General features: G+C 61.8%; 20 protein-coding genes, 3 rRNA genes and 1 pseudogene. 9 read left to right on the top strand and 15 right to left on the bottom strand.

Translation table 11 applies throughout. The features are described 5' to 3' along the window. Positions 1-251: 251 nt before the first annotated feature. From F8A90_RS16280 to rrf, 3 genes are all read left to right on the top strand, one after another. Positions 252-1,792, top strand: a 16S ribosomal RNA gene (locus F8A90_RS16280). A 242-nt stretch (positions 1,793-2,034) separates the two neighbouring features. Then, positions 2,035-4,920 (top strand): 23S ribosomal RNA (locus F8A90_RS16275). Positions 4,921-5,057: 137 nt separating this feature from the next. Continuing rightward, a 5S ribosomal RNA gene (rrf, locus tag F8A90_RS16270) occupies positions 5,058-5,173 on the top strand. The 16S, 23S and 5S rRNA genes sit together here, the layout of an rRNA operon. A 767-nt stretch (positions 5,174-5,940) precedes the next feature. On the opposite strand, the gene F8A90_RS16265 is transcribed toward rrf, so the two are convergent. Continuing rightward, positions 5,941-6,840 carry a Tim44 domain-containing protein gene (locus F8A90_RS16265; protein ID WP_200017960.1) on the bottom strand — a complete coding sequence of 300 codons (900 nt, stop codon included), beginning with the start codon at positions 6,838-6,840 and terminating at the stop codon, positions 5,941-5,943. Between the two features lie 74 nt (positions 6,841-6,914). Between F8A90_RS16265 and F8A90_RS16260 the strand changes: the two genes are divergently transcribed. Continuing rightward, a complete protein-coding gene (locus F8A90_RS16260) occupies positions 6,915-7,520 on the top strand; it encodes an isochorismatase family protein (RefSeq protein WP_233593366.1) in 606 nt (201 codons plus the stop codon). Positions 7,521-7,547: 27 nt separating this feature from the next. Here the strand turns inward: F8A90_RS16260 and yaaA are convergent, their stop codons facing one another. The 3 genes from yaaA to F8A90_RS16245 form a co-directional block, all read right to left on the bottom strand. Further along, positions 7,548-8,336, bottom strand: a complete 789-nt coding sequence (yaaA, locus tag F8A90_RS16255) for a peroxide stress protein YaaA (protein ID WP_200017958.1) — start codon at positions 8,334-8,336, stop codon at positions 7,548-7,550. Positions 8,337-8,443: 107 nt separating this feature from the next. Next, on the bottom strand, positions 8,444-8,896 hold the full coding sequence (locus F8A90_RS16250) for a DMT family transporter (protein ID WP_043336565.1): 453 nt from the start codon (positions 8,894-8,896) through the stop codon (positions 8,444-8,446). An 80-nt stretch (positions 8,897-8,976) separates the two neighbouring features. Further along, a complete protein-coding gene (locus F8A90_RS16245) occupies positions 8,977-10,008 on the bottom strand; it encodes an NADP(H)-dependent aldo-keto reductase (RefSeq protein WP_043336563.1) in 1,032 nt (343 codons plus the stop codon). A 317-nt stretch (positions 10,009-10,325) separates the two neighbouring features. Here F8A90_RS16245 and F8A90_RS16240 point away from each other — a divergent pair, with 317 nt between their 5' ends. Further along, positions 10,326-10,811, top strand: coding sequence for a tetratricopeptide repeat protein (locus F8A90_RS16240; protein WP_043336560.1), 486 nt, complete (start codon positions 10,326-10,328; stop codon positions 10,809-10,811). Between the two features lie 240 nt (positions 10,812-11,051). Further along, positions 11,052-11,552: a 3'-5' exonuclease gene (locus F8A90_RS16235; protein WP_442778877.1), complete on the top strand. Its 501-nt coding sequence runs from the start codon at positions 11,052-11,054 to the stop codon at positions 11,550-11,552. Positions 11,553-11,743: 191 nt separating this feature from the next. Here the strand turns inward: F8A90_RS16235 and F8A90_RS16230 are convergent, their stop codons facing one another. Next, on the bottom strand, positions 11,744-12,712 hold the full coding sequence (locus F8A90_RS16230) for an NAD(P)H-quinone oxidoreductase (protein WP_200017956.1): 969 nt from the start codon (positions 12,710-12,712) through the stop codon (positions 11,744-11,746). 186 nt (positions 12,713-12,898) lie between these two features. On the opposite strand from F8A90_RS16230, the gene F8A90_RS16225 reads away from it, so the two are divergent. Beyond that, complete coding sequence (locus F8A90_RS16225; protein ID WP_200017954.1) at positions 12,899-14,680, top strand: GNAT family N-acyltransferase; 1,782 nt, start codon at positions 12,899-12,901, stop codon at positions 14,678-14,680. 111 nt (positions 14,681-14,791) lie between these two features. On the opposite strand, the gene F8A90_RS16220 is transcribed toward F8A90_RS16225, so the two are convergent. After that, positions 14,792-15,334: a TIGR00730 family Rossman fold protein gene (locus F8A90_RS16220; RefSeq protein ID WP_200017952.1), complete on the bottom strand. Its 543-nt coding sequence runs from the start codon at positions 15,332-15,334 to the stop codon at positions 14,792-14,794. A 317-nt stretch (positions 15,335-15,651) separates the two neighbouring features. Here F8A90_RS16220 and F8A90_RS16215 point away from each other — a divergent pair, with 317 nt between their 5' ends. Then, entirely contained in the window at positions 15,652-16,992 is a 1,341-nt protein-coding gene (locus tag F8A90_RS16215) for a sodium-dependent transporter (RefSeq protein WP_200017945.1), read from the top strand. 97 nt (positions 16,993-17,089) lie between these two features. Here F8A90_RS16215 and F8A90_RS16210 read toward each other — a convergent pair whose 3' ends face one another. The 9 genes and pseudogenes from F8A90_RS16210 to F8A90_RS16170 all read right to left on the bottom strand — a co-directional run bounded on the left by F8A90_RS16210 (position 17,090) and on the right by F8A90_RS16170 (position 24,164). After that, on the bottom strand, positions 17,090-17,617 hold the full coding sequence (locus tag F8A90_RS16210; protein WP_166017774.1) for a DUF501 domain-containing protein: 528 nt from the start codon (positions 17,615-17,617) through the stop codon (positions 17,090-17,092). Next, entirely contained in the window at positions 17,595-17,924 is a 330-nt protein-coding gene (locus F8A90_RS16205) for a hypothetical protein (RefSeq protein ID WP_200017944.1), read from the bottom strand. The genes F8A90_RS16210 and F8A90_RS16205 overlap by 23 nt, the downstream gene beginning before the upstream one ends. A 106-nt stretch (positions 17,925-18,030) precedes the next feature. Then, the gene (locus F8A90_RS16200) at positions 18,031-18,510 is read right to left on the bottom strand and encodes an aminoacyl-tRNA deacylase (RefSeq protein WP_200017943.1); all 480 of its coding nucleotides are present in this window, start codon (positions 18,508-18,510) and stop codon (positions 18,031-18,033) included. Between the two features lie 95 nt (positions 18,511-18,605). Further along, positions 18,606-18,995, bottom strand: a pseudogene (locus F8A90_RS16195) (acyl-CoA thioesterase); the annotation flags it as partial. A gap of 47 nt (positions 18,996-19,042) precedes the next feature. Then, entirely contained in the window at positions 19,043-19,864 is an 822-nt protein-coding gene (locus F8A90_RS16190) for a hypothetical protein (RefSeq protein ID WP_200017940.1), read from the bottom strand. Then, entirely contained in the window at positions 19,861-20,883 is a 1,023-nt protein-coding gene (locus F8A90_RS16185; RefSeq protein WP_200017938.1) for a zinc-binding dehydrogenase, read from the bottom strand. The genes F8A90_RS16190 and F8A90_RS16185 overlap by 4 nt, the downstream gene beginning before the upstream one ends. A gap of 216 nt (positions 20,884-21,099) precedes the next feature. After that, complete coding sequence (locus F8A90_RS16180; RefSeq protein WP_233593365.1) at positions 21,100-22,590, bottom strand: alanine/glycine:cation symporter family protein; 1,491 nt, start codon at positions 22,588-22,590, stop codon at positions 21,100-21,102. A 131-nt stretch (positions 22,591-22,721) separates the two neighbouring features. Further along, positions 22,722-23,159, bottom strand: a complete 438-nt coding sequence (locus F8A90_RS16175; protein ID WP_166017785.1) for a universal stress protein — start codon at positions 23,157-23,159, stop codon at positions 22,722-22,724. A 579-nt stretch (positions 23,160-23,738) separates the two neighbouring features. Further along, complete coding sequence (locus F8A90_RS16170) at positions 23,739-24,164, bottom strand: hypothetical protein (RefSeq protein WP_166017787.1); 426 nt, start codon at positions 24,162-24,164, stop codon at positions 23,739-23,741. A gap of 120 nt (positions 24,165-24,284) precedes the next feature. On the opposite strand from F8A90_RS16170, the gene F8A90_RS16165 reads away from it, so the two are divergent. Further along, entirely contained in the window at positions 24,285-25,439 is a 1,155-nt protein-coding gene (locus F8A90_RS16165; RefSeq protein ID WP_166017789.1) for a MalY/PatB family protein, read from the top strand. Positions 25,440-25,870 lie beyond the last annotated feature (431 nt).

Here is a 25,870-nt window from a genome sequence, read left to right as displayed (position 1 = left end):
CAACGCTCCTCACCGCTTGATGATGCTTAGAGGCAGTCGATTGACTCATCATCAAGTGCTTGACTTATCAAGCGTTCCGGGTAGAATATGCCTCCTCGCTTAACAGCGACGCTCTTTAAAAATTTGATCAGGTAATTCGTGTGAGCGCTTGCCGATGAGTGGTGACAAGGTCACCAAATATCGGAGCAAGCCTCTCACGAGAAGTTTGACTCTGAACCAAGTTTGGTCTGCTTAACAGACTATCAAGCTTTCAACTGAAGAGTTTGATCATGGCTCAGATTGAACGCTGGCGGCAGGCTTAACACATGCAAGTCGAGCGGAAACGATTCTAGCTTGCTAGAAGGCGTCGAGCGGCGGACGGGTGAGTAATGCATGGGAATCTGCCCGATAGTGGGGGACAACCTGGGGAAACTCAGGCTAATACCGCATACGTCCTACGGGAGAAAGCAGGGGATCTTCGGACCTTGCGCTATCGGATGAGCCCATGTCGGATTAGCTTGTTGGTGAGGTAATGGCTCACCAAGGCGACGATCCGTAGCTGGTCTGAGAGGATGATCAGCCACACTGGGACTGAGACACGGCCCAGACTCCTACGGGAGGCAGCAGTGGGGAATATTGGACAATGGGCGAAAGCCTGATCCAGCCATGCCGCGTGTGTGAAGAAGGCCTTCGGGTTGTAAAGCACTTTCAGCGAGGAAGAACGCCTTGGGATTAATACTCCCGAGGAAAGACATCACTCGCAGAAGAAGCACCGGCTAACTCCGTGCCAGCAGCCGCGGTAATACGGAGGGTGCAAGCGTTAATCGGAATTACTGGGCGTAAAGCGCGCGTAGGTGGCTAAGTCAGCCAGGTGTGAAAGCCCCGGGCTCAACCTGGGAACGGCATCTGGAACTGCTTGGCTAGAGTGCAGGAGAGGAAGGTAGAATTCCCGGTGTAGCGGTGAAATGCGTAGAGATCGGGAGGAATACCAGTGGCGAAGGCGGCCTTCTGGACTGACACTGACACTGAGGTGCGAAAGCGTGGGTAGCAAACAGGATTAGATACCCTGGTAGTCCACGCCGTAAACGATGTCAACTAGCCGTTGGGTCCCTTGAGGACTTAGTGGCGCAGCTAACGCAATAAGTTGACCGCCTGGGGAGTACGGCCGCAAGGTTAAAACTCAAATGAATTGACGGGGGCCCGCACAAGCGGTGGAGCATGTGGTTTAATTCGATGCAACGCGAAGAACCTTACCTACCCTTGACATCCAGAGGACTTTCCAGAGATGGATTGGTGCCTTCGGGAACTCTGAGACAGGTGCTGCATGGCTGTCGTCAGCTCGTGTTGTGAAATGTTGGGTTAAGTCCCGTAACGAGCGCAACCCCTATCCTTATTTGCCAGCGAGTAATGTCGGGAACTCTAAGGAGACTGCCGGTGACAAACCGGAGGAAGGTGGGGACGACGTCAAGTCATCATGGCCCTTACGGGTAGGGCTACACACGTGCTACAATGGCAAGTACAAAGGGTTGCAATACGGCGACGTGGAGCCAATCCCATAAAGCTTGCCTCAGTCCGGATTGGAGTCTGCAACTCGACTCCATGAAGTCGGAATCGCTAGTAATCGTGGATCAGAATGCCACGGTGAATACGTTCCCGGGCCTTGTACACACCGCCCGTCACACCATGGGAGTGGACTGCACCAGAAGTGGTTAGCCTAACCTTCGGGAGGGCGATCACCACGGTGTGGTTCATGACTGGGGTGAAGTCGTAACAAGGTAGCCCTAGGGGAACCTGGGGCTGGATCACCTCCTTATCGACACTGTCTACTGCTCGCGGCAAGTGCTCACAACGAATTACCTGATCTTATTGCTGGCTTAGCCGGCAGTGGCAAGCGTGCTCATCAGAGCGCGCTTCTCACTGTTCTCTGAACAGCCGCTCTTTAACAATGTGAATCATGCTGACGATGGAATGTGCGCCAAGCACATCTCCATCAAAACGATATGTCGGAGAGGTCCGACAGATTCGTGATCCTTGACAGACCCCTTGGGGTTATATGGTCAAGCGATTAAGCGCATACGGTGGATGCCTTGGCAGCCAGAGGCGATGAAGGACGTGATAGCCTGCGATAAGCGTTGGCGAGGTGGCAAATACCCTGCGACCCAACGATTTCCGAATGGGGAAACCCACTCACCATCAGGTGAGTATCTATAGGCCAATACATAACCTATAGAGGCAAACCCGGGGAACTGAAACATCTAAGTACCCGGAGGAAAAGAAATCAACCGAGATTCCCCAAGTAGCGGCGAGCGAACGGGGACCAGCCCTTAAGCGTGACAACTGACAGACGAACAGGCTGGGAAGCCTGACGATACAGGGTGATAGTCCCGTAGTCGAAGTCTGAGTCACGTGAAATCGAGTAGGTCGGGGCACGAGAAACCTTGACTGAACATGGGGGGACCATCCTCCAAGGCTAAATACTCCTGGCTGACCGATAGTGAACCAGTACCGTGAGGGAAAGGCGAAAAGAACCCCGGCGAGGGGAGTGAAATAGATCCTGAAACCGTATGCGTACAAGCAGTGGGAGCACCTTCGTGGTGTGACCGCGTACCTTTTGTATAATGGGTCAGCGACTTATATTCTGTGGCGAGCTTAACCGTATAGGGGAGGCGTAGGGAAACCGAGTCTTAACTGGGCGACCAGTCGCAGGGTATAGACCCGAAACCGGGCGATCTATCCATGGCCAGGGTGAAGATTGAGTAACATCAATTGGAGGCCCGAACCCAAGTATGTTGAAAAATGCTGGGATGAGCTGTGGATCGGAGTGAAAGGCTAATCAAGCCCGGAGATAGCTGGTTCTCCTCGAAAGCTATTTAGGTAGCGCCTCACGTATCACCGCTGGGGGTAGAGCACTGTTTCGGCTAGGGGGTCATCCCGACTTACCAACCCGAGGCAAACTCCGAATACCAGTGAGTGCAGCGTGGGAGACACACAGCGGGTGCTAACGTCCGTTGTGAAAAGGGAAACAACCCAGACCGTCAGCTAAGGTCCCAAAATCCTGATTAAGTGGGAAACGATGTGGGAAGGCTCAGACAGCTAGGAGGTTGGCTTAGAAGCAGCCATCCTTTAAAGAAAGCGTAATAGCTCACTAGTCGAGTCGGCCTGCGCGGAAGATATAACGGGGCTAAATCAGGTACCGAAGCTACGGGTTCATCCTCTGGATGAGCGGTAGAGGAGCGTCGTGTAAGCCAATGAAGGTGGATTGAGAAGTCTGCTGGAGGTATCACGAGTGCGAATGCTGACATGAGTAACGATAAGGGGAGTGAAAAACTCCCCCGCCGGAAGACCAAGGTTTTCTGTTCTACGTTAATCGGAGCAGAGTGAGTCGGCCCCTAAGGCGAGGCGGAAACGCGTAGTCGATGGGAAACGGGTTAATATTCCCGTACCGGATGTGGTTGCGATGGGGGGACGAAGAAGGCTAGGTGAGCCAGGCGTTGGTTGTCCTGGTGAAAGCATGTAGGCCGAGGAATCAGGCAAATCCGGTTCCTCTGAGGTCGAGATGCGAGACGAACTGACCACGGTCAGGAAGTCATCGATGCCACGCTTCCAGGAAAAGCCTCTAAGCTTCAGATCACATGCGACCGTACCCCAAACCGACACAGGTGGTCAGGTAGAGAATACCAAGGCGCTTGAGAGAACTCGGGTGAAGGAACTAGGCAAAATGGCACCGTAACTTCGGGAGAAGGTGCACCGGTTCGAGTGAAGGACTTGCTCCGTAAGCTCTTACCGGTCGAAGATACCAGGTGGCTGCAACTGTTTATTAAAAACACAGCACTCTGCAAACGCGCAAGCGGACGTATAGGGTGTGACGCCTGCCCGGTGCCGGAAGGTTAATTGATGGGGTTAGCTCACGCGAAGCTCTTGATCGAAGCCCCGGTAAACGGCGGCCGTAACTATAACGGTCCTAAGGTAGCGAAATTCCTTGTCGGGTAAGTTCCGACCTGCACGAATGGCGTAATGATGGCCACGCTGTCTCCACCCGAGACTCAGTGAAATTGAAATCGCAGTGAAGATGCTGTGTACCCGCGGCTAGACGGAAAGACCCCGTGAACCTTTACTATAGCTTTACACTGGATGCTGATGTTGTCTGTGTAGGATAGCTGGGAGGCTTTGAAACCACGTCGCCAGATGCGGTGGAGCCAACCTTGAAATACCAGCCTGACATCATTGGCGTTCTAACTCAGGTCCGTTATCCGGATCGAGGACAGTGTATGGTGGGTAGTTTGACTGGGGCGGTCTCCTCCTAAAGAGTAACGGAGGAGCACGAAGGTACCCTCAGCACGGTTGGAAATCGTGCATTGAGTGCAAGAGCATAAGGGTGCTTGACTGCGAGACAGACACGTCGAGCAGGTACGAAAGTAGGTTCTAGTGATCCGGTGGTTCTGTATGGAAGGGCCATCGCTCAACGGATAAAAGGTACTCCGGGGATAACAGGCTGATACCGCCCAAGAGTTCACATCGACGGCGGTGTTTGGCACCTCGATGTCGGCTCATCACATCCTGGGGCTGAAGTCGGTCCCAAGGGTATGGCTGTTCGCCATTTAAAGTGGTACGCGAGCTGGGTTTAGAACGTCGTGAGACAGTTCGGTCCCTATCTGCCGTGGGCGTCGGAAGTTTGAGAAGAGCTGCTCCTAGTACGAGAGGACCGGAGTGGACGAACCTCTGGTGTTCGGGTTGTCATGCCAATGGCATTGCCCGGTAGCTACGTTCGGACGGGATAACCGCTGAAAGCATCTAAGCGGGAAGCCCCCTTCAAGATGAGACTTCCCTGAGGCCTTGCGCCTCCTGAAGGGCCCTTGAAGACTACAAGGTTGATAGGCTGGGTGTGGAAGCACAGCAATGTGTTGAGCTAACCAGTACTAATTGCCCGTGAGGCTTGACCATATAACACCCAAGGGGTTTGCCCAGGCAAACCGCCGGGATTACGACAGGATCGAGACATATCGGTCAGCATGATTCATATTGCGAGTCGCGAGGCCACAAGCCTCGAGACTCAGGCATCGCAAGATGCCACCGTTTCGCCTGACGACCATAGCGAGCGTGAACCACCCGATCCCATGCCGAACTCGGAAGTGAAACCGCTTAGCGCCGATGGTAGTGTGGAGTTTCTCCATGTGAGAGTAGGTCATCGTCAGGCACTTATCCCGAACCGCCCCTGTAGCCCAGCTGCAGGGGCGGTTCTCTTTGTGCGCAGGAAAAAATTGGCGCGTAAAAAGTCCATGGATGGCCATCTCATGGGAGGCCCGCATCAAGGGCAGTCATGAAAAGCTCGTCAGGCACTTGTCCCGAATCACTCCTGTCGCCTTGCTATAGAGGCGGTGCTGTCTGTGGCAGTGCATTGAGGCGCAAGGCGCCCTGCTGAGGAAGGGAGGCGTGTAGGGATACGCCTGTGGACAACCGGGATATGGGAGTGGCACCTGAATTATCCACAAGGGCTTGTCGAGCAGAGGAGTTTCCGGGAGTAGGCAAGCCTTGCTGAAACCGAGGGTACAGCCGGCTGATGGTGGAGTTGATCAGGCGTCGCGGGTACTGCACCTCAGGGTTGCTCATGTTTTTTACGATCAGGCTGAACTAAAGCTCTATTGGTGACTCTGAGTATGTGAGTTTCGACGTTCCCTTGCTTAGAAACTTGTCTGTGCTATCCCATCAGCAGACTTTTTGCGATCTGGCGCTCCTGCCTTGCAGTCGAGCAGCCTATCCGCCGGTCACTTCCCCAGTGGCCGGTTTTTTTATGCCTGTCATTCGAGGCGGAGCCTTGGTGGTCTTCGGCGAACTGTTGTGAAGCCCTGGTAGATCTTCTGCAGCGAGACACAAAAAAGCGGCCGGATGAGTGATCATCCGGCCGCTTTTGCATCTGACGTGGCCTTCATGGAGTGAAGGCCACGTCAGTGAGCAAGGAACGTCTTAGCTGTTCTGCTCGATACCCTGGATGTGCCAGTCGGCGCCATCACGCAGCTCACGGACCAGGTGCCAGGTCTCGTTGAACTCGTTCTGCTCGCCATTTTCATCCAGCACGCCGTGGAACAGAACGGTCGCTTCCGCCTGCTTGCCAATTTCCTGCACGCTGCCCAGTTCAGCAAACAGACGCACGATCTCGGTACGGTTGTTGGCCGGTTGCTGAGCGCGCTCTTCACGCAGCAGGTTGTAGAGCTCTGGCGTGACGTACTCCTGAATGCGCGGCAGGTCATTGTTGTCCCAGGCGCGCTGCAGAGTCATGAAGTGTTCCTTGGCGCCGCCGAGGAACTGCTCCTTGTCGAACCAGGCCGGTTCGCTGGTCGGGGCACCGCCCGTCAGGCCTGCCCCGATACCACCAGCCGGAGCCAGCGACTCGCCTTGCGGCTGATGCGCTTCACGCGCCTGCACATTGCGCGGCTGGTCATCGTGGCGTGTAGAGGAACCACCACCGCTACCTGCCGGCCCACCGCTCGCCATGGAGGCCTTCTTGCGCGCGCTGAGGAACTTGAATGCGATGAAGGCGATCACCGCGATGATCAGGAAGTCTGTCATGCGCAGACCATCGAAGGCGCCGCCGAAGAACAGCGATGCCAGCAGACCGCCTGCCAACAGGCCTGCCAGAGGTCCGGCAAACTTGGACAAGCCGCTGGAGGGCTTGGACTTCGCTGCAGTGCTGTTGCTGGTGGCCTTGTTGCTGCCAAACAGTGAGCTGGAGGATTTTCCGCTGTCAGCGGATCGTGAGTAGCTACCGAAACTCTTGCCGCCGCCGAGGCGCTTGGCCTCTGCGTGTTCGACGCTCAGACCGAAGCCGAGCAAGCCGACCATCAGCATGATGAACAGATGGCGCATGTGGGATCTCCTTGGATGCGCTAGCGTGTAAGTGGAGGCCCCATTCTAGCCCTAGAATCGTCGTAGGAGGACCAATGGACGACGAAAAGACGCAACACCTGATGGCGAGGCGCTCATTGCTGTTGCTGATCGATTTCCAGGCACGCCTGATGCCGGTTCTGAGTGGCGGAACAGAGGCCATCAACAGCGCCGTCTGGCTGGGAGGCATCGCTCAGGCGCTGGAAATTCCCGTCTGGCTGACCGAGCACTGCCCCGACAAGTTGGGCACAAGTGCCCCGATGACGCATCTGCTGAGCGAGCGCACCCGTTGCTTCACCAAGCGCAGTTTCAGTGCGCTGGATGCGCAGGACTTTCGCAAGGCATTGGAGCAGAGTGGCTGCGACCAGTTGGTGGTATGTGGTGCCGAGGCGCACGTCTGTGTGATGCAGACTGTGCTGTCTCTGTGTGGCGCAGGCTATCGAGTGGCGCTGGTTGCCGATGGCGTCGCCAGTCGCCGCCCGCGGGAGGCGGCGCTGGGAGTGGCCCGTTGCGAGGCCGCGGGTGCCAGTATCGTCAGTGCCGAGATGGTGGCGTATGAATGGCTTGGATGTGCAGATCACGTCCTGTTCGGCGATATTCATCGCCGTTACCTCAAACCGCGTGCTGCAGAAAACCTGGATTTCCCGGGGCTGGGCGGATGAGGCGTCAAGTGACTTACCGGTCACGTATCAGGTGCGTGCCGCGTCGGCCTCACTGCGCGTGAAGACCAGCGTATCGCCTTCAGAGGCGGCATTGGAGAAGCGATAACCGGCCACGTCGAAGTCCTTGAGGTCCTCGGCTGTCTCGATATCGTGCTTGAGCATCCAGGCGCTCATCAGGCCGCGTGCACGCTTGGCGTAGAAGCTGATGATCTTGGACTGGCCATTCTTCTCGTCCTTGAAGACCGGCGTCACGATGCGGTGGCGGAACGCCTTGGCATCGATGGCCTTGAAGTATTCATTGGAGGCCAGGTTGACCAGAATCGGCGTGCCACTGTCTTCCACGGCCTGCTCCAGTGCCGGTGTCAGCGTCTTGCGCCAGTAGGCGTAGAGGTCCTTGCCGGCCGGGTTGCTCAGACGCGTGCCCATCTCGAGACGGTACGGCTGGATGAGATCCAGCGGGCGCAGCAGCCCATAGAGGCCGGAGAGAATGCGCAGCTTGTGTTGTGCGCGCTCAAAATCTTCCTCGCTGAACGAATCCGCCGCCATGCCCTGATAGACATCCCCCTGGAAGGCCAGCACCGCCTGTTTGGCGTTATCCGGCGTGAAGGGCGGCTGCCATTCCTGGAAGCGAGCGGCATTGAGGCCGGCCAGCTTGTCGGAGAGCTTCATCAGGCTTGCGATGTCCTGCGGCGACTGTTCGCGCAGGATGTCGATCAGCGGTTGAGCCTGCTCGAGAAAATCGGGTTGGCTATGACGGGAGGTCACGGGGGCGTTGTCGAAATCCAGCGATTTGGCGGGCGAAATCACACTCAGCATGTAGACCTCCTGGCAGGGAAAGGTCTCAGTATATCAGGCAGACAAGATGGCCCCGAGTCCGCCAGGACTATCGGGGCCATAGATTGCACTGCGTGACGCCAGAGGCATCAATAGCGGCGGATCAGGAAGACCCCCGCGAACAGCAGCAACACGCCTGCCACGCGCCCCAGCGAAAGATCATGCTGCGGGAAGGTCGCCCAGCCGAAGTGGTCCAGCACCACCGAGGCCGTCAGCTGCCCCGCCAGGAAGGTGGCCATCATGGTGGCTGCACCCAGCTTAGGCACCAGTATCACGCTGGCCGCGACGAAGAAGGCGCCCAGCAGACCGCCGGTCCAGCTCCACCAGGGGGCTGCCTTGAGGGCGCCGACGCCCGGCATGGGCAGGCGCATGGCCAGCACGATGACGACCAGCGCGATCGAGCCGACCACGAAGCTGACCATGGCAGCCATGAGCGAACTGTGGGTCTGCAGGGCCAGCGTGGAATTGACGCCAGCTTGAATCGGCATCATGGCACCGGCGGCGACAGCCATGAGGATCATGCTCAATTCAGCGGGATTCATGAGGGGTCCTTGGTCACGAGCAGGCCGGTCATGATGACCGGCCTGTCGGGGGTGTGTATTCGCTACGGGTCAGTGGCGATTCAGGGGCACGGGTTGGGTGCGGTGTTGTGGATCATCTCGATCTCGGCCAGCACTTCCTCGCTCAGCTCCACCTCGAGGCTTTTGATGTTGCTTTCCAGCTGGGTCATCGTCGTGGCACCGATGATGTTGCTGGTCAGGAACGGGCGAGTGTTGACGAAGGCGAGAGCCATCTGGGCCGGGTTCAGGCCGTGACGACGCGCGATGTCCACGTAGCAGGCGATGACGTGCTGAGCCGGCTCGGCGTTGTAGCGCTGGAAACGCTCGAACAGCGTCAGGCGAGCGCCTTCCGGACGGGCGCCGTCCAGATACTTGCCGGACAGGGTGCCGAAGGCCAGCGGCGAGTAGGCCAGCAGGCCGACATCTTCGCGATGCGCGAACTCGGCCAGGCCCACTTCGAAGCTGCGGTTGACCAGGTTGTACGGGTTCTGGACGCTGGCCACGCGCGGCAGATTCAGGCGCTCGGCCAGATTGAGGCACTGCATCACGCCCCACGGCGTCTCATTGGACAGACCCACGGCGCGAATCTTGCCCGCGGTGACCAGTTCGCCAAGCGCGGAGAGGCTTTCTTCCAGCGGCGTCATGTCTTCATCTTCGGTCGGCTGGTAGCCCAGCTTGCCGAAGAAGTTGGTCTTGCGGTCCGGCCAATGCAGCTGATAGAGGTCGATGTAATCGGTGCCCAGGCGACGCAGGTTATCGTCACAGGCGGCGATGATCTGCTCACGCGTCAGGCGTGAACCACCGCGCAGGTAATCCATGCCCGGGCCGGTGACCTTGGTGGCGATCTTGACCTGATCACGATTGCCGCGAGCCGCCAGCCAGCTGCCGATGTATTCCTCGGTACGGCCCTGGGTCTCGCCATTCGGGGGCACCGGGTACATCTCGGCGGTGTCGATGAAGTCGATGCCAGCGTCGAGCGCGCGGTCCAGCTGCTGGTGGGCATCGGCTTCGCTGTTCTGCTCGCCGAAGGTCATGGTGCCAAGGCATAGCAGACTGACGTCGATGCCAGTACGGCCAAGAGCTCTACGTTGCATGCAGGATTCCCCTATCGGGTAGGTGTCAATGTAGCGGGCAGGACGAGTGCTTCCAGCACGCGCGTGGCGCGCGGTTCGCGCGCGTACTTTACCCCAAGGATGGCGCACATATTAGCAGCGTAACAAAAACCCACAAGGCGGGCTTGAGTCCCCCCGATTGCGCGAGTATGCTTGGCGCCCCGCTGTCAGGGGAGCAGTCTTTCTAGGCCGCCCGCAAGGGCAAACTGACAGTGTTGGCAAGGAGAATAGCGTCGCGGGCTCAGGATCGGGCCAGGACACGGCGTCACCCCTCTTATTCTGTATCAAGGTTACTCGTCATGCCGCAGGCCCCAACCCTGATGACTGGACTGAAATACCGCCTGGCGGAGCGTCTGTTCCACGCCTCCTGGCTGTCCGGCTCTCAGCAGAAGCATCGTCTGACCATGCGTCTGTTCAATCACTGCGCCAATGCCGGTCACACCGGTGCGTTGTCTTTGTACGGGCACATGCTGTTCCAGCGTGGCAACTCCGCTCAGGAAAAGGCCAAGGGCGCGCGTTTCGTCATCAAGGCCGCGCAGGCCGGCGACGTGCATGCCCAGTATCAGGCGGCGCGTATCTATGAGTATGGCTGTGCCCAGTATCAGAGCGATCCGGCCAAGGCCGTGACCTGGTACGCACGTGCCGCCGAGTGCCGCCATGCTCTCGCAGCCCAGCGTCTGGCGCGTGCCTATCGTGAAGGCTCCCTCGGTCTGGCGGTCTGCCCGCACAAGGCCGAGCAGTGGGAAGCCCACGCCCGCACGGGTGGTGAGGCAGACCTGCACTGAGCTGATGTGCTGCCCTTGCTGCCACTGATAACGCCCTCTTCGTGAGGGCGTTGTCGTCTCCGGCCCTCCTGCGCGTGTCTCTGAACGTGATGTGAGCGTGATGGAGCAGATCGACCTGATGTCTGCGTTGACAGCGTCGCGCTCAGGACTCGCCAAGCAGGGGGCAATTCCCGTAACCTGAAGACATTCAACCTCTTCTCGCCCGGGCCCTGTCTGCCTGAGATACCTTGGGAGATTCGTGTGACGCTGCCTATTCTGCTCGATATTGAAGCCTCCGGCTTTGGCCGTGGTAGCTATCCGATCGAGATCGGGCTGGCGCGTGCCGACGGCAGCAGTTGCGCCTTCCTGATACAGCCTCTTGATGAGTGGGTGCATTGGGACCCGAAGGCGGAGCTGTTGCACGGCATCTCACGGGCACGGCTGGCACGCGAAGGGCGACCAGTGCGTGAGGTGGCGCAGTGGGTCAATGATGAGCTGGGGGAGGCGGGAATCGCTTACAGCGACAGCTGGGGCTACGACAATACCTGGCTCTCGCTGTTGTTCTATCATGCCGGCATGCTGCCGCGCTTTCGACTCGAAGCGCTCAGACGGCTGCTTGATGAGGAGCAGCTGAATTGCTGGGCGGAGCTCAAGGAAGCGGTGATCGCCGAGGGCGGCATCCAGCGTCATCGCGCCGGAGACGACGCCCGTCTGCTGCAACTCACCTGGCAGAAGGCCCAGGCGATCGGTCGCAGCGAGTAAGCCTGCGCCAGATGCCTCGGGGCCTACGTCTGGCGGCATGAGTGTCACTGCTGTCAGGCGGGGGGCGTCAAGCGGAGCAGCGAGCACGAGATGGCGCCTATAAAGCCAAAAAAGCGGCAGCCCACTGGGCTGCCGCTTTTTTCATGCTGCCGATTTTTATGCTGCTGATGTCATCAGTGCCATGACGAGGCTCAGGCGCCGGTCACCGCCAGCAGCACCTTGCCTGTGCTGGCGTTGTCCTGCACATAGGCATGCGCGGCATCGGCCTGCTGGATTGGCCAGCTCTTGTCGATATGCGGGCGCAGCTCGCCCCGCGCCAGGCGTGGCCACACATGCACGTAGAGCGCATCCAGCACCATGCCCTTGCCCTCGGGGGAGCGTGAACGCAGGGTCGAGCCGATCAGGCGCTGACGCTTTATCAGCATGCGACCCAGATCCAGCTCATCCATGCGCCCACCCATCAGGCCGATCAGCACCATGCGGCCATCCTGTTTCAGCACCTGCTGATTGTCGGCCAGATAGCCGCCGCCCACCGGGTCGAGAATCATGTCGGCGCCGCCCCAGTCGTTCACGGCCTCGACGAAGCTGCCATCGTGGCGATTCCAGCCGGCATCCGCGCCGAGGCGCAGGCAGGTGTCGAGCTTCTCCTGGCTGCCGACCGTCACGAAGCAAGGATGTCCGAACAGCCCGCATAGCTGGATGGCGGTGGTACCGATGCCACTGGCGCCGGCATGCAGCAGCACGCGCTCCTTGTGCTTGAGATTGCCCTCGATGAACAGGTTCAACCAGGCGGTGGCGAACATCTCCGGCAGGGCGGCGGCGTCTCTCAGGCTATAGCCCTCCGGCACCGGCAACACCTGCAGGGCATTGACCACCACCTCCTCGGCATAGCCGCCACCGGCCAGCAAGGCGCAGACCGGATCTCCCACCTGGAAGCGCTCCACGTGGCGGCCGACCTCGAGGATGGTTCCGCTAACCTCGAGGCCAAGAATCTCGCTTTCCCCGGCCGGCGGCGGATACTGACCCGCACGCTGCATCAGGTCAGCGCGATTGACGCCGGCCCAGGCCACCTGGATTCGCACTTCGTCCGAGGCGATGCCTTCGGGAGCCTCCGTTTCCTGCCAGACCAGTGCCTCGTTCTCGACGGCTATCGCATACATTCGCTCTCTCCTTGGCTGGGCAGACCTGCTGCCTTGCTGTGACCGCGTCGTACGCAGACGGATCTCTGTCATCTCACTGTACGGGGACTGTGATGCACCTGTCATGAAGTGGCGTGATGCTGACGTGATATCAAGCCCCATGATCCAGACATCGCGTTCCGCACTCCGTGCGGCCAAGGAGAGAGCATGATCGATACTGCCCGCGTCATCGCTGCCAAGTACCCTGCCTTTGCCAGACGCCATCCCTTGATCCGTCGTCCGGCGCTGGCCTTGTTGCGGCGCCTGGTCCACGAGGGTGAGATCAATGCCTTCCTCGGCGAGAACTCGGACCAGCGCGGCTTCGACTTCATTGACCGCGTGCTCGATCACTTCTCCTTCGGCTACTCGGTGTCCTCGCGGGAGCGTGAGAACATCCCCGCCTACGGGCGGGTCGTCATCGTCGCCAACCATCCGCTGGGATCACTGGATGGCCTCGCGCTGCTCAAGCTGGTCGGCGAGGTGCGCCGCGACGTCAAGATCGTCGCCAATGACATCCTGATGAAGGTCGAGCCGCTGGCACCCTTGCTGCTGCCGCTGGACAACCTCAGTCGCCGTGGCTACCGCAAGAGCAGTGGTCAGATCTGCGATGCGCTGATGAATGAAGAGGCCGTGATCATCTTCCCCGCCGGCGAGGTCTCGCGTGCAGGCCCGACCGGGCCGCGTGATGGCAAGTGGCTGTCGGGCTTCCTGCATTTCGCACGCAAGACCAACGCGCCGGTGCTGCCTATCCACGTCAGCGGTCGCAACTCGACGCTCTTCTATGCGCTGTCGTCGATCAACCGCAGCTTCGGCACGCCTCTGCTGGCGCACGAGATGTTTCGTCAGCGCGAGCGTCAGCTCAAGCTGCGCATCGGCGAGCTGATCCCGCTGGAGCGCCTCGACAGTGATGCCCTGAGTACCAATGCCAAGACACGCCTGCTGCGCAAGCACTTGTATCGCATCGGTCGTGGCAAGCGCGGCCTGTTCGTGACCGAGAAGGCCATCGGTCATCCGGAGGAGCGCCAGGCGCTGCGTGAGGAACTGACGCCCTGTGAACTGCTGGGCGAGACCCGCGACGGCAAGAAGATCTATCTGTTCGATGCCTTCCCCGGTTCCAGCGTGATGCGCGAGATCGGCCGGTTGCGCGAGATCAGTTTCCGGCGGGTCGGCGAGGGCACCGGCGAGCGACGCGATATCGATCGCTATGACGCCCACTACCGGCATCTGGTGCTGTGGGATGACGCTGATCTCGAGATCGCCGGTGCCTACCGCATCGGTGAGGTGCGCAAGATCATGGCGGCACATGGCGAGAAGGGGCTCTACAGTCCGACCCTGTTCCGCTTCACGCCGGAGATGTTCGAGCGCATGCAGGACGGTCTGGAACTGGGGCGCAGCTTCGTGCAGCCGCGTTACTGGGGGCGGCGCAGCCTCGATTACCTGTGGCAGGGGCTGGGCGCCTATCTGCGCTGTCATCCCGAGATTCGCTGGCTGTTCGGCCCGGTCACGCTCTCCAACAGCTATCCGGAGGCCGCCAGGGCGTTGATCGTCAGCTACTACCGTCACTATTACGGGGATGATGAGGGGCTGGCGCGCGCACGGGCACCGGTCGCCCAGAGCGTGCCGGGCAGCAGCGCCCATGAAGCGGAGCGGCTGTTCGATGGTCAGGACGCCGATGGCGATTTCCGCCGCCTGCGTGCCCAGCTGGATGCGATGGGCGTGACGGTGCCGACGCTCTACAAGCAGTACGTCGAGGTCACCGAGCCCGGTGGCACCCGCTTCCTCGATTTCAGTGTCGACGCCGATTTCGGTTACTGCATCGACGGCCTGGTGATGGTCGATGTCGAGCAGGTTACCGCCAGCAAGCGGGCGCGCTATATCGGTAGCCCCGTTCAGCAACAGGTCGCCTCAGGTGACGCCGTTGAGGCAGTTGGTGAGGCGGTGCACTGCTGAAAGAGCGCGCTGAGCTGAGATGGTCGCTTGCATCGTCACTCCCCATGGCGCTGGCGTCATGCGCTTGAAGGGGAGTGACGCGACAGCCTGTCAGGCCTTACGTCTCATGCCTTACATCTCGGGCGCCAGACGCTCCAGCAGGGGCGTGATCTCGCGCTCGCTGATCAGGCGCGCGCGAGTGTCCGCATCGAGGAAGCCCGCCTCGACGGTGCGATCCAGAAACTCGAGCAGGGGGGCGTAGAAGCCGTCGCTGTCGAGCACCGCGATCGGCTTGGCATGGAAGCGCAGGTACTGCCAGGTCCAGGTCTCGAACAATTCCTCCAGGGTGCCGATTCCGCCCGGTAACGTCACGAAGGCATCCGCCAGCGCGGCCATCTGTGCCTTGCGCTCATGCATGTCGGCCACCTCGATCAAGCGCGTGAGGCCGGTATGCGCCTTCTCGTTGCGGACCAGCACCTGCGGGATCACCCCGATCACCTCGCCACCCGCCGCCAGCGCGGCATCTGCCAGTGCGCCCATCAGCCCGGCGCGCGCGCCACCATAGACCAGCCCCCAGCCGCGCTCGGCGATGGCGCGGCCCAGTGCTTCGGCCAGTTGACGATGCTGTGGGGAGACGCCCTCGCGGGAGCCCAGATAGACACAGATGCGATGCATGTTGCTCTCCTGAATGTTTCTCGGCGGCGCTCACTGCTGGCTGCCGTGCCTTGATGTCATGTCCTGCCTATCCTACGCGAGTTGTGCGGCGACGCTATGACGCCGGTGAGGAACTCGGCATTGCCTCGTGGCCAACGCTGGCACGTGCTGACTTTCGGCGTTGACGCCTGCATTCGCGGGCCTGCTCTGCTACCCTTGCCGCCCCCGCAGGCGACGGCTGGCGGGCGCTGGCGCCCCGTGAGCTTGCACCGGGATGCACCCCAACTCATCGCGTCGTCGTCTTCGACGGACGCGGAACAACAAGGCAGGAGAGGCAGATGGCGCAGGTGCGCGGACGCTTTGCCAGTCGGCTGGGCTTCTTGATGGCCGCCGCTGGTTCGGCAGTAGGACTTGGCAACGTATGGGGCTTCCCGTCCCAGACGGCCAACAACGGAGGCGGGGCCTTCGTGGTGATGTATCTGGTGCTGGCCTTCCTGCTGGCATGGCCGGCCTTGATGGCCGAGCTGGTCATCGGCCGTCATGGTCAGGCCAACATCGTCACCAGCATGAGTCTCGGTCGAGGCATCACCAAGCGCTTCGGCGCGCTGGCGGGCTGGGTGGGCATGCTGACCGCCAGCCTGATCCTGGCCTTCTATGCCATCGTCGCGGGCTGGTTGCTGGGGTATACCGCCGCGCCGGTCGCTGATGCACTGGGCATGGCCTCCGCGTCCAGTTGGCTGACCACCTTCGATTTCACGCGCAATGTCTCGCTGACGGCGGTCTTCCTCGCCCTGACGATGGCAATCGTGGTCGGTGGCGTGCGCGGCGGGATCGAGAAATGGTCCACGCGTCTGATGCCGCTGTTGCTGATGCTGCTGGTCGGATTGATCGGCTACGTTTTGACTCTGCCGGGCGCCGATGAGGGCCTGAGTGTCTACCTGACGCCGCAGTGGGACCGCATCTTCGATGCCGATCTGATGCTGAGCGCGATGGGCCAGGCGTTCTTCTCGCTGTCGCTCGGCGTGGGCGCGATGCTGATCTACGGCTCCTATCTGGGGCCGGAGCAGAACCTGCCGCGTCTGGGCGTGCTGGTGACGCTGATCGATGTCGGCATCGCCTTCCTCGCCGGCCTGCTGGTGATTCCGGCCATGTATGCCGCGCGTCATCTGGGCGTCGAGATCTTCGATGCCGACGGCCTGCTCAAGAGCTCGGACACCCTGCTGTTCGACACGCTGCCGGCGCTGTTCGGCCAGATGGGCGGGGCAGGTGACATCTTGATGGTGGCATTCTTCGCGCTGATGAGCGTGGCGGGCATCACCTCGTCCATCTCGATGCTGGAAGTGCCGGTGTCCTTCGTGGTCGAGCGTGGCTGGCTGGGTCGGCGTGCCGCTACCCTGGCTGTCGGGGCCACCATCATGGCCATCAGCCTGACCATCGCCGCCAACTTCGGGGTGCTGTTCGGTCTGGTGATCATGTTGACTACCCAGTACAGCCAGCCGCTGGTCGCGCTGGTGATGTGCCTGCTGGTCGGCTGGGCGATGTCGCGTCATGCGCTGCTCAAGGAAATCCAGAGCGGGGCGCCGGACATCGAGTCCAGCCTGTTCTGGAAGATCTGGCCGTGGTACGTGCGCCTGATCTGCCCGCTGTGCATCGCGCTGGTCTTCGCGCACTCGCTGTAGGCCTGACGCTCGTCCCAACGCAAGAAGCCCGCCAATTGGCGGGCTTCTTCGTCTTCTGCACTCAAGCCGACGGCGTCGGGTCGATCGTTGTCAGGGCTCAGGGCAGCTCGGACAGCACGTCGTAATGGGCATCGACCCAGTGACCGATGGCGTTGCCCTCGGCGTAGGCGAGATGCTGGGCGTACTGGGTATGCAGGCAGCGCACCTGATTCCAGTCGCGGATGCCGCCGACGCCACGTTCACGCATCAGCTCGGCGAAGCCCTGGGACTCGATGGCGCTGCGCTCGGCCTCGCTCATGAAGCTCCAGCGTTCGGCGACATAGGCTTCATGACTGGCACGATAGCGCGCCAGCAGGTCCTCATCGGTCTTGAGGCTCTCTTCCAGTTCCTTGATGACGCCTTCGGCCTCGATGCGTGACAGCGAGATCTTGAGGCGTTCGTCGCACAGCCAGTAGAGGGTCGGGAAGGGCTTGCCATCCACCAGCGAATGCATGCGCAGCACCAGCGGGGTGCCCTCGCCATCGGTGGCGGCCACGGCCTGGATGCCGCGCGGCTTGCGCCCGAGCTGGCGCTCGATGATCTCGAGCTCCCGCGCGTCGGGACTATGATTGGTCAGAATCACCATGCTTGCAGTCAGGCTCCAGCACACACTTGTTGGACCGGGAGACGGCCCGGAAGAACGCCTGGTTGAGCTGTTGGGGGCTTGGCACATAGCCATGCCACTCGCGCTCGCAGTAGTCACTGCCGCGCGCCATCAGCTCCGGGGCCAGACGATTGAACCAGCCATCATAATCGTAGGGGTCAAGGCCCGGCAAGCTGATGTGCGGGTAGTCGGCGAAGCGCTCACTGAACCATTGCTCCAGCGCCGCCTCGACCTGCGCATGCAGCTCGGTCATGTCCGGGTAGATCCACTTGCTGTAGCGAATGCCCATCGGGCCTCCTCGCTGACGCGGTGCTGGGGCGGGTGGTCGTCATGGAGAGTCCATCGTGCAAGGTCTGCCAGGAAGTGCCTGCCCTTGGATGTCACGCCCGTGGCCGTCAGTCGTCACGGGCCAGCGGCGCGAACTGGCCATTGCCCAGCTCACACAGTAACGCGGGGGCGAGCGCTATCTCCAGTCCTCGGCGGCCACCGCTGATGAAGATTTCCGCCTGTGTCGCGGCGCTGTCATCGACCCACAATGGCAGGCGCCTCTTCTGCCCCAGCGGACTGATGCCGCCGACCACATAGCCGGTGGCACGCTCGGCGGCCTCATGCGTGGCCAGCGCCGCCTTGCGGGCGCCACAGGCGCGTGCCAGTGCTTTGAGGTCGAGCGTGCCGCTGACCGGCACCACGGCGACCACCAGCGGCTGACGTGCATTGCCGCCTTCCAGCTGGCAGACGAGGGTCTTGAAGACCTGAGCGGGTTCAAGCCCCAGCGTGCGGGCGGCTTCTTCCCCGTAGGCGGGTGCACGCGGGTCGTGGGCATATTCGAGTGTGCGGTGCGGCTTGCCCTTGAGCAGCTTGAGCGCGGGTGTCATGCCGGCACGCTCCCCTCGGAGGCTGCGCTGTGCGTCCCGAGTGCCCGGGCGGCCTCGCGCAGAGCCGGGACATCCAGTTCGGCGCTGTCGGTGTGTTCGTGCACATGGCTGACCAGGGTCGCGCGCAGCTCGCCCTCGATGGGCAAGGATTGCTTGGCATGATGATCGAACTGCACCAGCACGCAATGCCCGCGTGCACCGCACACCCCGTTCTGCCAGGCCTCCTGGGTCACGGTGAAGGAGCTGCCGCCGAGGCGCGACAGCCAAGTGCGAATCTCCACCGGCTGGCCATATTGCAGCTCGGCGAGGAAGTCGACCTCGATGCGCGCCATGATCAGCGGCCACTTGCGCGGGTCGAGGTCCGGCACGAAGACGCGGAACAGGTCATTGCGCGCCCACTCGAACCAGGCCGGCAGGCGCGTGTTGTTGACGTGCCCGAGGGCATCGGTGTCGAAGAAGGCCGGTTCCAGCGTCTTGAAGTACATGTCATCGCTCCTGGGCATCCATGCGGCATTTCAGCCTATCAGGAAGCTCAGGCGCTGGCTGTACGTCGTGAGGCTAGTCGACGTTGCAACGGCGTGAACACGCCCAGCCACGCCGTTGCGACCACAAAGCCGAGGAGGGTCCCCAGACCGACTCCCATGGAGGGATAGCTGAGCGAGACCACCAGTGCATAACACAGCAGCGAGCCGAGGCCGGCCGGATAGTGCTTGATGACGGTGGCGACGGCCACTGGCCCCTGGGTGAGATGCAGAATCACCAGCAGCGGGTACATGGTGACCGGGAAGGCCGCGACCAGGCCTGCCCATGAAGGCGGTAGCAGGTGGGCCAGCGCGGTGATGCCGAACACGATGCCGGCGGCCAGTCCGGCGCGCGCCAGCAGCGAGACCCAGGAGAAGGGCGACTTGCGTGCCGTACTCTCCGGTACGCCGCGATAGAGGCGCATGCACAGCACGATGGCGATCAGCGTCACGATCACGCCGCTGACGCGGGTGAACTCGAACTGTGCCAGCGCCACGCTGGCCGCCAGCCAGCCCAGCAGGCCGCCCAGGGTGCCATTGATGACGCCACGTAGCCCTTCGGCGCGGCCGCATAGCCAGTAGCCGACACCGAGGGCGAGAGTCGATGAGAAACCGGCCAGAGTATAGACGGCGCTCTGGCCGGCAAACTCGGGGGAGATCTCCACGCCGATGAAGCCCAGCGTGATGGCCGTGCCGAGCGGATAGCCGGACAGCAGCCCGGCCATGCGCGTCGAGAGACGCTCCGCGACCAATGACAGCCCGATCACCACCGCCACCGAAATCAGTAGCTTGAGCAGTTGCAGGCCCAGCTCACCCTGAAGCGCTGCACTCATTGGGCGGCGTCCCAGAATTGACGACGCACCAGCGAGATCTTGCCCACCGCCTTGCCGGAGGCCTGATGACGATGGGCCTCGGCGACCTCGCTGAAGTCGAACTGACGCTCATCGAGACGCACCTTGAATTCGCCTTCCTCGACCAGTTCTACCAGCTTGCCCAACGCCTGGCGCTGCTGTTCATGCCCGATGCCCGCGCTGAGCGGCAGCAGGATCGACAGCACTTCCAGACTGCGGCTGCCAGCGTGCAGCGGCGAGAGATCCACCGTGGTGCGCGCATTGATGGTCACGATGCGCCCGCCCAGCTTGCTGGCTGCGAAGCTGGCGGCCAGGTTGTCGCCGCCCACGCAATCGAAGACCAGATCGAAGCCCTCGCCACCCGTCAGTCGGGCCACGTAATCGGCCACCGCTTCCTCGCGATAGCGAATGACGTGGTCCGCGCCGCAGTCGCGTGCCGCCCGGGCCTTGTCATCCGTGGAGACGGTCGTGGCGACTTCCGCGCCGATGCAGCGGGCGATCTGCAATGCCACATGGCCGACGCCACCGGCGCCGCCGTGGATCAGCACGCGTTGTCCCGCTTCCAGCCGGCCACGCTCTACCAGTGCCTGCCAGGCGGTGATGAACACTGCCGGCAACGCGGCGGCTTCCATGAAGCTCAGGCGGCGCGGCTTGCGGGTGATCAGGCGTTCATCGGCGAGCATGTAATCCGCCAGCGCGCCCGGATGAGCGGCGACACCGCCGGCAAAGCCGAGCACCTCGTCGCCGGGCGAGAAGGTCAGCACGTCATCCCCGACGGCATCGATCACACCGGCCACGTCGCCGTGCAGCACGCAGGGTGCTGGCGGCAGGAGAGGCACCTGGCCGCTGGCCAGCTTGAGATCGAGTGGATTGACGCTGGAGGCGGCGACACGAATGCGCACCTGGCCGGGGCCGGGAGTGGGTAGCGGGCATTCGGTCGCCACGAAGTCGGCATCCGGGCCGGGATTGCGCAGCACCATGGCATGCATGGAAGCGAGCATGAGACGTCCTCATTGATACGGGTTCCGGCCAGTGTGGCCAGTGAGCGCCACACCCTACCCATTGCACTGCGTTGCGGCAATCCGACTTGAGTGGTTTCAGTCGTCCAATGCACGGAATTGCACGATCGACAACGAAAAAGCCCCTGCCGATGGGCAGGGGCCTTGAGTCATGCGGCGGCTGACGGCTGTGTCAGACCCGCCTGGGCGTGATGGGGATCACGCGTTCTGGCGCTTGGCCTCCTTGTCGACCGGTGCGATCTCGCCGGACTTCAGCTTGGCCAGGTACTGGGCCAGCTCACGCTTCACGACCGGCATCAGGTAGTAGAGGCCGATGATGTTGGCGATGGACATGGCGAAGATCATGGCGTCGGAGAAGTCGATGACCGGGCCGAGGCTCATGGAGGAGCCGATGACCACGAAGGCGAGGAAGATCAGCTTGTAGACGATCTCGGCACCCTTGCCCTCACCGAACAGGTAGGTCCAGGCCTTCAGGCCGTAGTAGGACCAGGACAGCATGGTGGAGAAGGCGAACATCAGCACCGCCAGCGCCAGCACATACGGGAACCACGGGAAGGCGGTCTCGAAGGCGTAGGAGGTCAGCTGGACGCCGCCGAGGCCTTCGACCTGGTAGGCACCGGTGATGACGATGACCAGCGCGGTCATGGTGCAGATGACGACGGTATCGATGAAGGGTTCGAGCAGGGCGACGATGCCTTCGGTCGCCGGCTGGGAAGTCTTGACGGCAGAGTGGGCGATGGCCGCGGAGCCGATACCGGCTTCATTGGAGAAGGCAGCACGCTTGAAGCCCTGGATCAGCACGCCGACGATACCGCCGCCGACCGCGACCGGTGCGAAGGCACCTTCGATGATGGCGCCGAAGGCAGCCGGAATCGCGCTGAAGTTGAAGCCGAGGATGATGATCGCCGCGATCACATAGATGACAGCCATCATCGGCACCAGCTTCTCGGTGACACGTGCGATGGACTTGATGCCACCAATGATGACCATGCCGACGATGGCGGCCATCACGAGACCGAACAGCCAGCCGTAGCCGACCAGGAAGCTGGCATCACCGCCGGTGACGTTGACGGCCTGCTGATAGGACTGGTTGGCCTGGAACATGTTGCCGCCGCCGATGGAGCCGCCGATGGCGCAGATGGCGAAGAACACCGCCAGAACCTTGCCCAGCCCCGCCTTGCCATTTTCCGCGAAGCCCTTGGAAAGGTAGTACATCGGGCCGCCGGAGATGGAGCCATCCGCGTTGACGTTGCGGTACTTCACGCCAAGGGTACATTCACAGAACTTGGAGGCCATGCCGAGCAGACCGGCCAGAATCATCCAGAAGGTCGCGCCCGGGCCGCCCAGCGAGACGGCGACCGCGACACCGGCGATGTTGCCCAGGCCAACCGTGCCGGACAGTGCCGTGGCCAGTGCCTGGAAGTGGGATACCTCGCCTTCATCCTTCGGGTCGGTGTAGTCACCCTTGACCAGGCGCACGGCATGGCCGAACAGGCGGAACTGCACGAAGCCGAAATAGAGCGTGAAGACGACCGCCGCGATGATCAGCCAGCCGACGATCAGCGGGAACTGGGTGCCGGCCACCGGCACGGAATAGAAGATGGTCGAGACGATCGGGTTGACGATCGGTCCGACGATGTCACTGATGGCCTGGTCCATGCCTTCGGCACGGGCGGAGCTAGCGGCCATGAGGGCTGCCATCGCGGCAGCCCAGGGGGCCAGGGAGCGGAATCGACTCATGAGAGGTAACCTCGAAAAGCGAATTGTCGTTATTGTCGGGTGCGAATCTCTGCAGGCGGCTGGTGCGGGAGGCGCCTGTCTCAGGGAACGATGGTGACGGGCACCGAGGCCTCTTGAATCAGATGGGCGGTCACGCTGCCGAAGATGCGTGAGCGGACGCTTTCCCCCTTGCGGCCGACGATGATCTGCTCGGCATTCACCTCACGCGCCAGCAGGCTGAGAATCTCGGCGGCATCGCCGTGGCGAACACGCCCCTCGACCTGATAGCCCTCCTTTTCCAGCTCGCTGATGGCAGGCGTCAGCACACGCTCGCGGGCCAGCTTTATCTCGCTCTCGCGGCGGCTGGCACGCTGGGCGTTCTCCTCCGGCGTGTTGAAGCTGTAGGGCGACCATTCGACCACGTAGCAGAGAATGATCCTGGTTTCCGCGCCCACCAGAGAGGCGACGCGCTTGGCATAGGCAATGGCACTGTCGCCGCCCGGGGTTCCATCCAGTCCGACAATCAGGGAGGTGGTCATTGAGCTTCTCCTGAAGCTTGCTGGTCGTCGTGTCGCGCCAGCGGATTCTTGTTGAATTACCGTTTCGTTGCGGTTGAAAGAACTTTACTCCTCGCTCACACAAGAAATCCCTTCGGGTGTATCGCTTCACAAAACGATGATTAAACGAAATGACGTCAGTTAGGCGTTGACGAGTTTCAGGTTTCCACTACGCCATTAGCTGGTGGTGAGAAGATTCGCTGAGAAAATTGCTACCCATGACTGTCAGCAATGCTGAGAGCGGGACGAGCTGCCTTTTGAGGACGTCAGCAGGGTCACTGCCAGAGTCGCTGTCAGTCGCAGGGGATGAGCGGGCGTGAAGAGGATGTGGCTCGGGAGTGACGCAGGGGCAAGGAGCAAGAGCCGCAAGGAGAAGGAGCCGTAAGGAGGGTGCGGGCAGAGAAACTGCAGAGCGGGCAGGAACGGGCGGGAGCGGGTAAGGGGGGAAGCAGGGGAGGGAAAGCAGTGCAGAGGAGAGGGCGGTGAGGGAGGAGAGCAGAGGAGAGAGAAACGCAGCGCTGCTCACCAACAGCGCTGCGGACGCACGACAATCGAGCGCGGCTAGATGAGCCGCTGGTGCGTCAGGTCTTGCCAGGCGGCTTCGATGGGCCAGGCCAGCGGCTGGCGCAGATGTTCCGGTAATGCCATCAGAGCGGCCGTGGGACTGTCGTGTTCGCGCATGCGCAACCAGCAATAGGCCCAGGCGCAGGCGTCCTCCGGCCCCTGCGGCACCGGGCGTGCCGGCATCTGCATCAACAGGAACAGCGCTGCCTTGGGTGCCCATAGCGGCGCACCGCCCTCTGCGGCCCACTGCTCCAGCGTCTCGCCATCGGGATTGCTGGCGGGCTGGCCTAGACTTGCAACGCGCGCGGTATCGGCCAGCAGCACGGCGAGACGCTCGCTGTCGCCGCGGCCATGGGTCAGCCAGGCGCGCAACAGACCGGGCAGCCCGCGCTGGGCCTGTGGGTAAAAGGTGTCTTCAGACATGCACAAAGCCTTATGCTGTAGTTGGTCCACAGGTATTCTTCTTGCCGCCCTCGGGCGGCGTGAGTCGAGCGCACTGCTCGCGTTGCCTGCCAAATTTGCCCGCCACAGGGAGACATCATCTTGCCATTCGATTTCATCACCCCGCTCGATCGACGCCAGTATCCCTCCCAGAAGTGGGATCGCTACGCCTCGGACGTCATGCCCCTCTGGATTGCCGACATGGACTTCAGCGCCCCGCCCGCCGTGACGCGAGCGCTGGCCGAGCGAGTGGCACATCCGGTCTACGGCTATGCCAAGCCGTCGGAGAGCCTCGATGACAGCCTGTGTGACTGGAGTCGCGAGCATTATGGCTGGGAGGTGCCGCGTGACGCCATCGTCTGGCTGCCGGGCGTGGTGCCGGCCTTGCACCTGGCCAGTCTGGCATTGACCTCTCCCGGCGCGGGGGTGGTCACGACGACCCCGATCTACCCGCCCTTCCTCAAGGTGGCCCAGAAGACCGGGCGACTGGCGCAGATGGCACCGCTTGCTGAGCCCGAGACGCAAGGCGGCCCCTGGCGTCTGGATCTGGAGGCCCTGGAAGCGGCCATCACGCCCGAGACCGAGCTGCTGCTATGGTGCCACCCGCACAATCCTACCGGCCGCGTCTGGCGTGAGGAAGAGCTCGAGGCGCTGGCGGAGCTGGTCGAGCGTCACGATCTGCTGGTGGTCTCCGATGAGCTGCATGCCGATCTGGTCGTGGACCCGACGGCCCGCCATATTCCGCTGGCCAGCCTGAGCGAGCGACTGGCGGCGCGCTGCGTGACCCTGTGGGCGCCCTCCAAGACCTTCAACACCGCCGGGCTTACGTTCGCCTGCGCGGTGATCACCGATCCCAAGCTGCGTGCACGATTCACCGGCGCCGCCAATGGCTTGATGCCCGATACCAATGTGCTGGGCATGGCCGCGACCGAAGCGGCGTGGCGCGAGGGTGAGCCGTGGCGTCAGGAGTTGCTGAGCGTGCTGCGTGACAATCTCGATCTGCTGGAAAGCCATGTGGCACGCTGGGACGGCGTCAGCATGTCGCGCCCGCAGGCCACCTATCTGGCCTGGCTGGATATGCGCAAGGCAGGGCTTGGAGAGTCTCCGCAGCAGACCCTGCTCGAGGAATGCGATGTCGCGCTGTCGGATGGCGCAGATTTCGGCTGGCCGGGCTTCGTGCGCTTGAACTACGCCACCACGCGCGTGCAGCTGGAGCAGGCGCTGCAGCAGATGGACGAGCGCCTGCAGAAAGGCTGAGGTTGCTAAAGAGAGCCGGAGTTGATCTGGGTCAGCCTGGGGCGTTTCGTTGGCAGCTATCTCTCATTGCAAACTTGAATTGAGAATCATTATCGTCAACTCTGAAGACAGGCCGCTCATCGGGAGGGGCTTGTCATCAGGAGATGCGACGATGAGACATGAGGTGGCAGAGACGCCGCGACAGGGGCGGCCAGCAAGCAGGGATGCAGGCGTGACGGCCTGTCGTGAATGGTGTTGTCAGGGCGGGAGCCTGCGCCTGGCGCGTTCATCGCCGCCATCTTCCCGCTGTCGTGCACCCGCGGCGTCATCTGCCACCCCGTCTGCGCCAGACGCCGTGACCTCTGCGGGCCAGGAGCTTGAGGTGGACTTTCCGCCCAGCGTGCGCGAATCGCGTGCTCGCCCCTCGCTTCTCAAGGGCTGGAGCCGTCGTT

It is taken from the genome of Cobetia sp. cqz5-12 (genome assembly GCF_016495405.1).
Classification (GTDB): domain Bacteria; phylum Pseudomonadota; class Gammaproteobacteria; order Pseudomonadales; family Halomonadaceae; genus Cobetia.
Note: the sequence above shows the minus strand (reverse complement) of the source record. Positions and strands in the feature narration are given on the sequence as shown.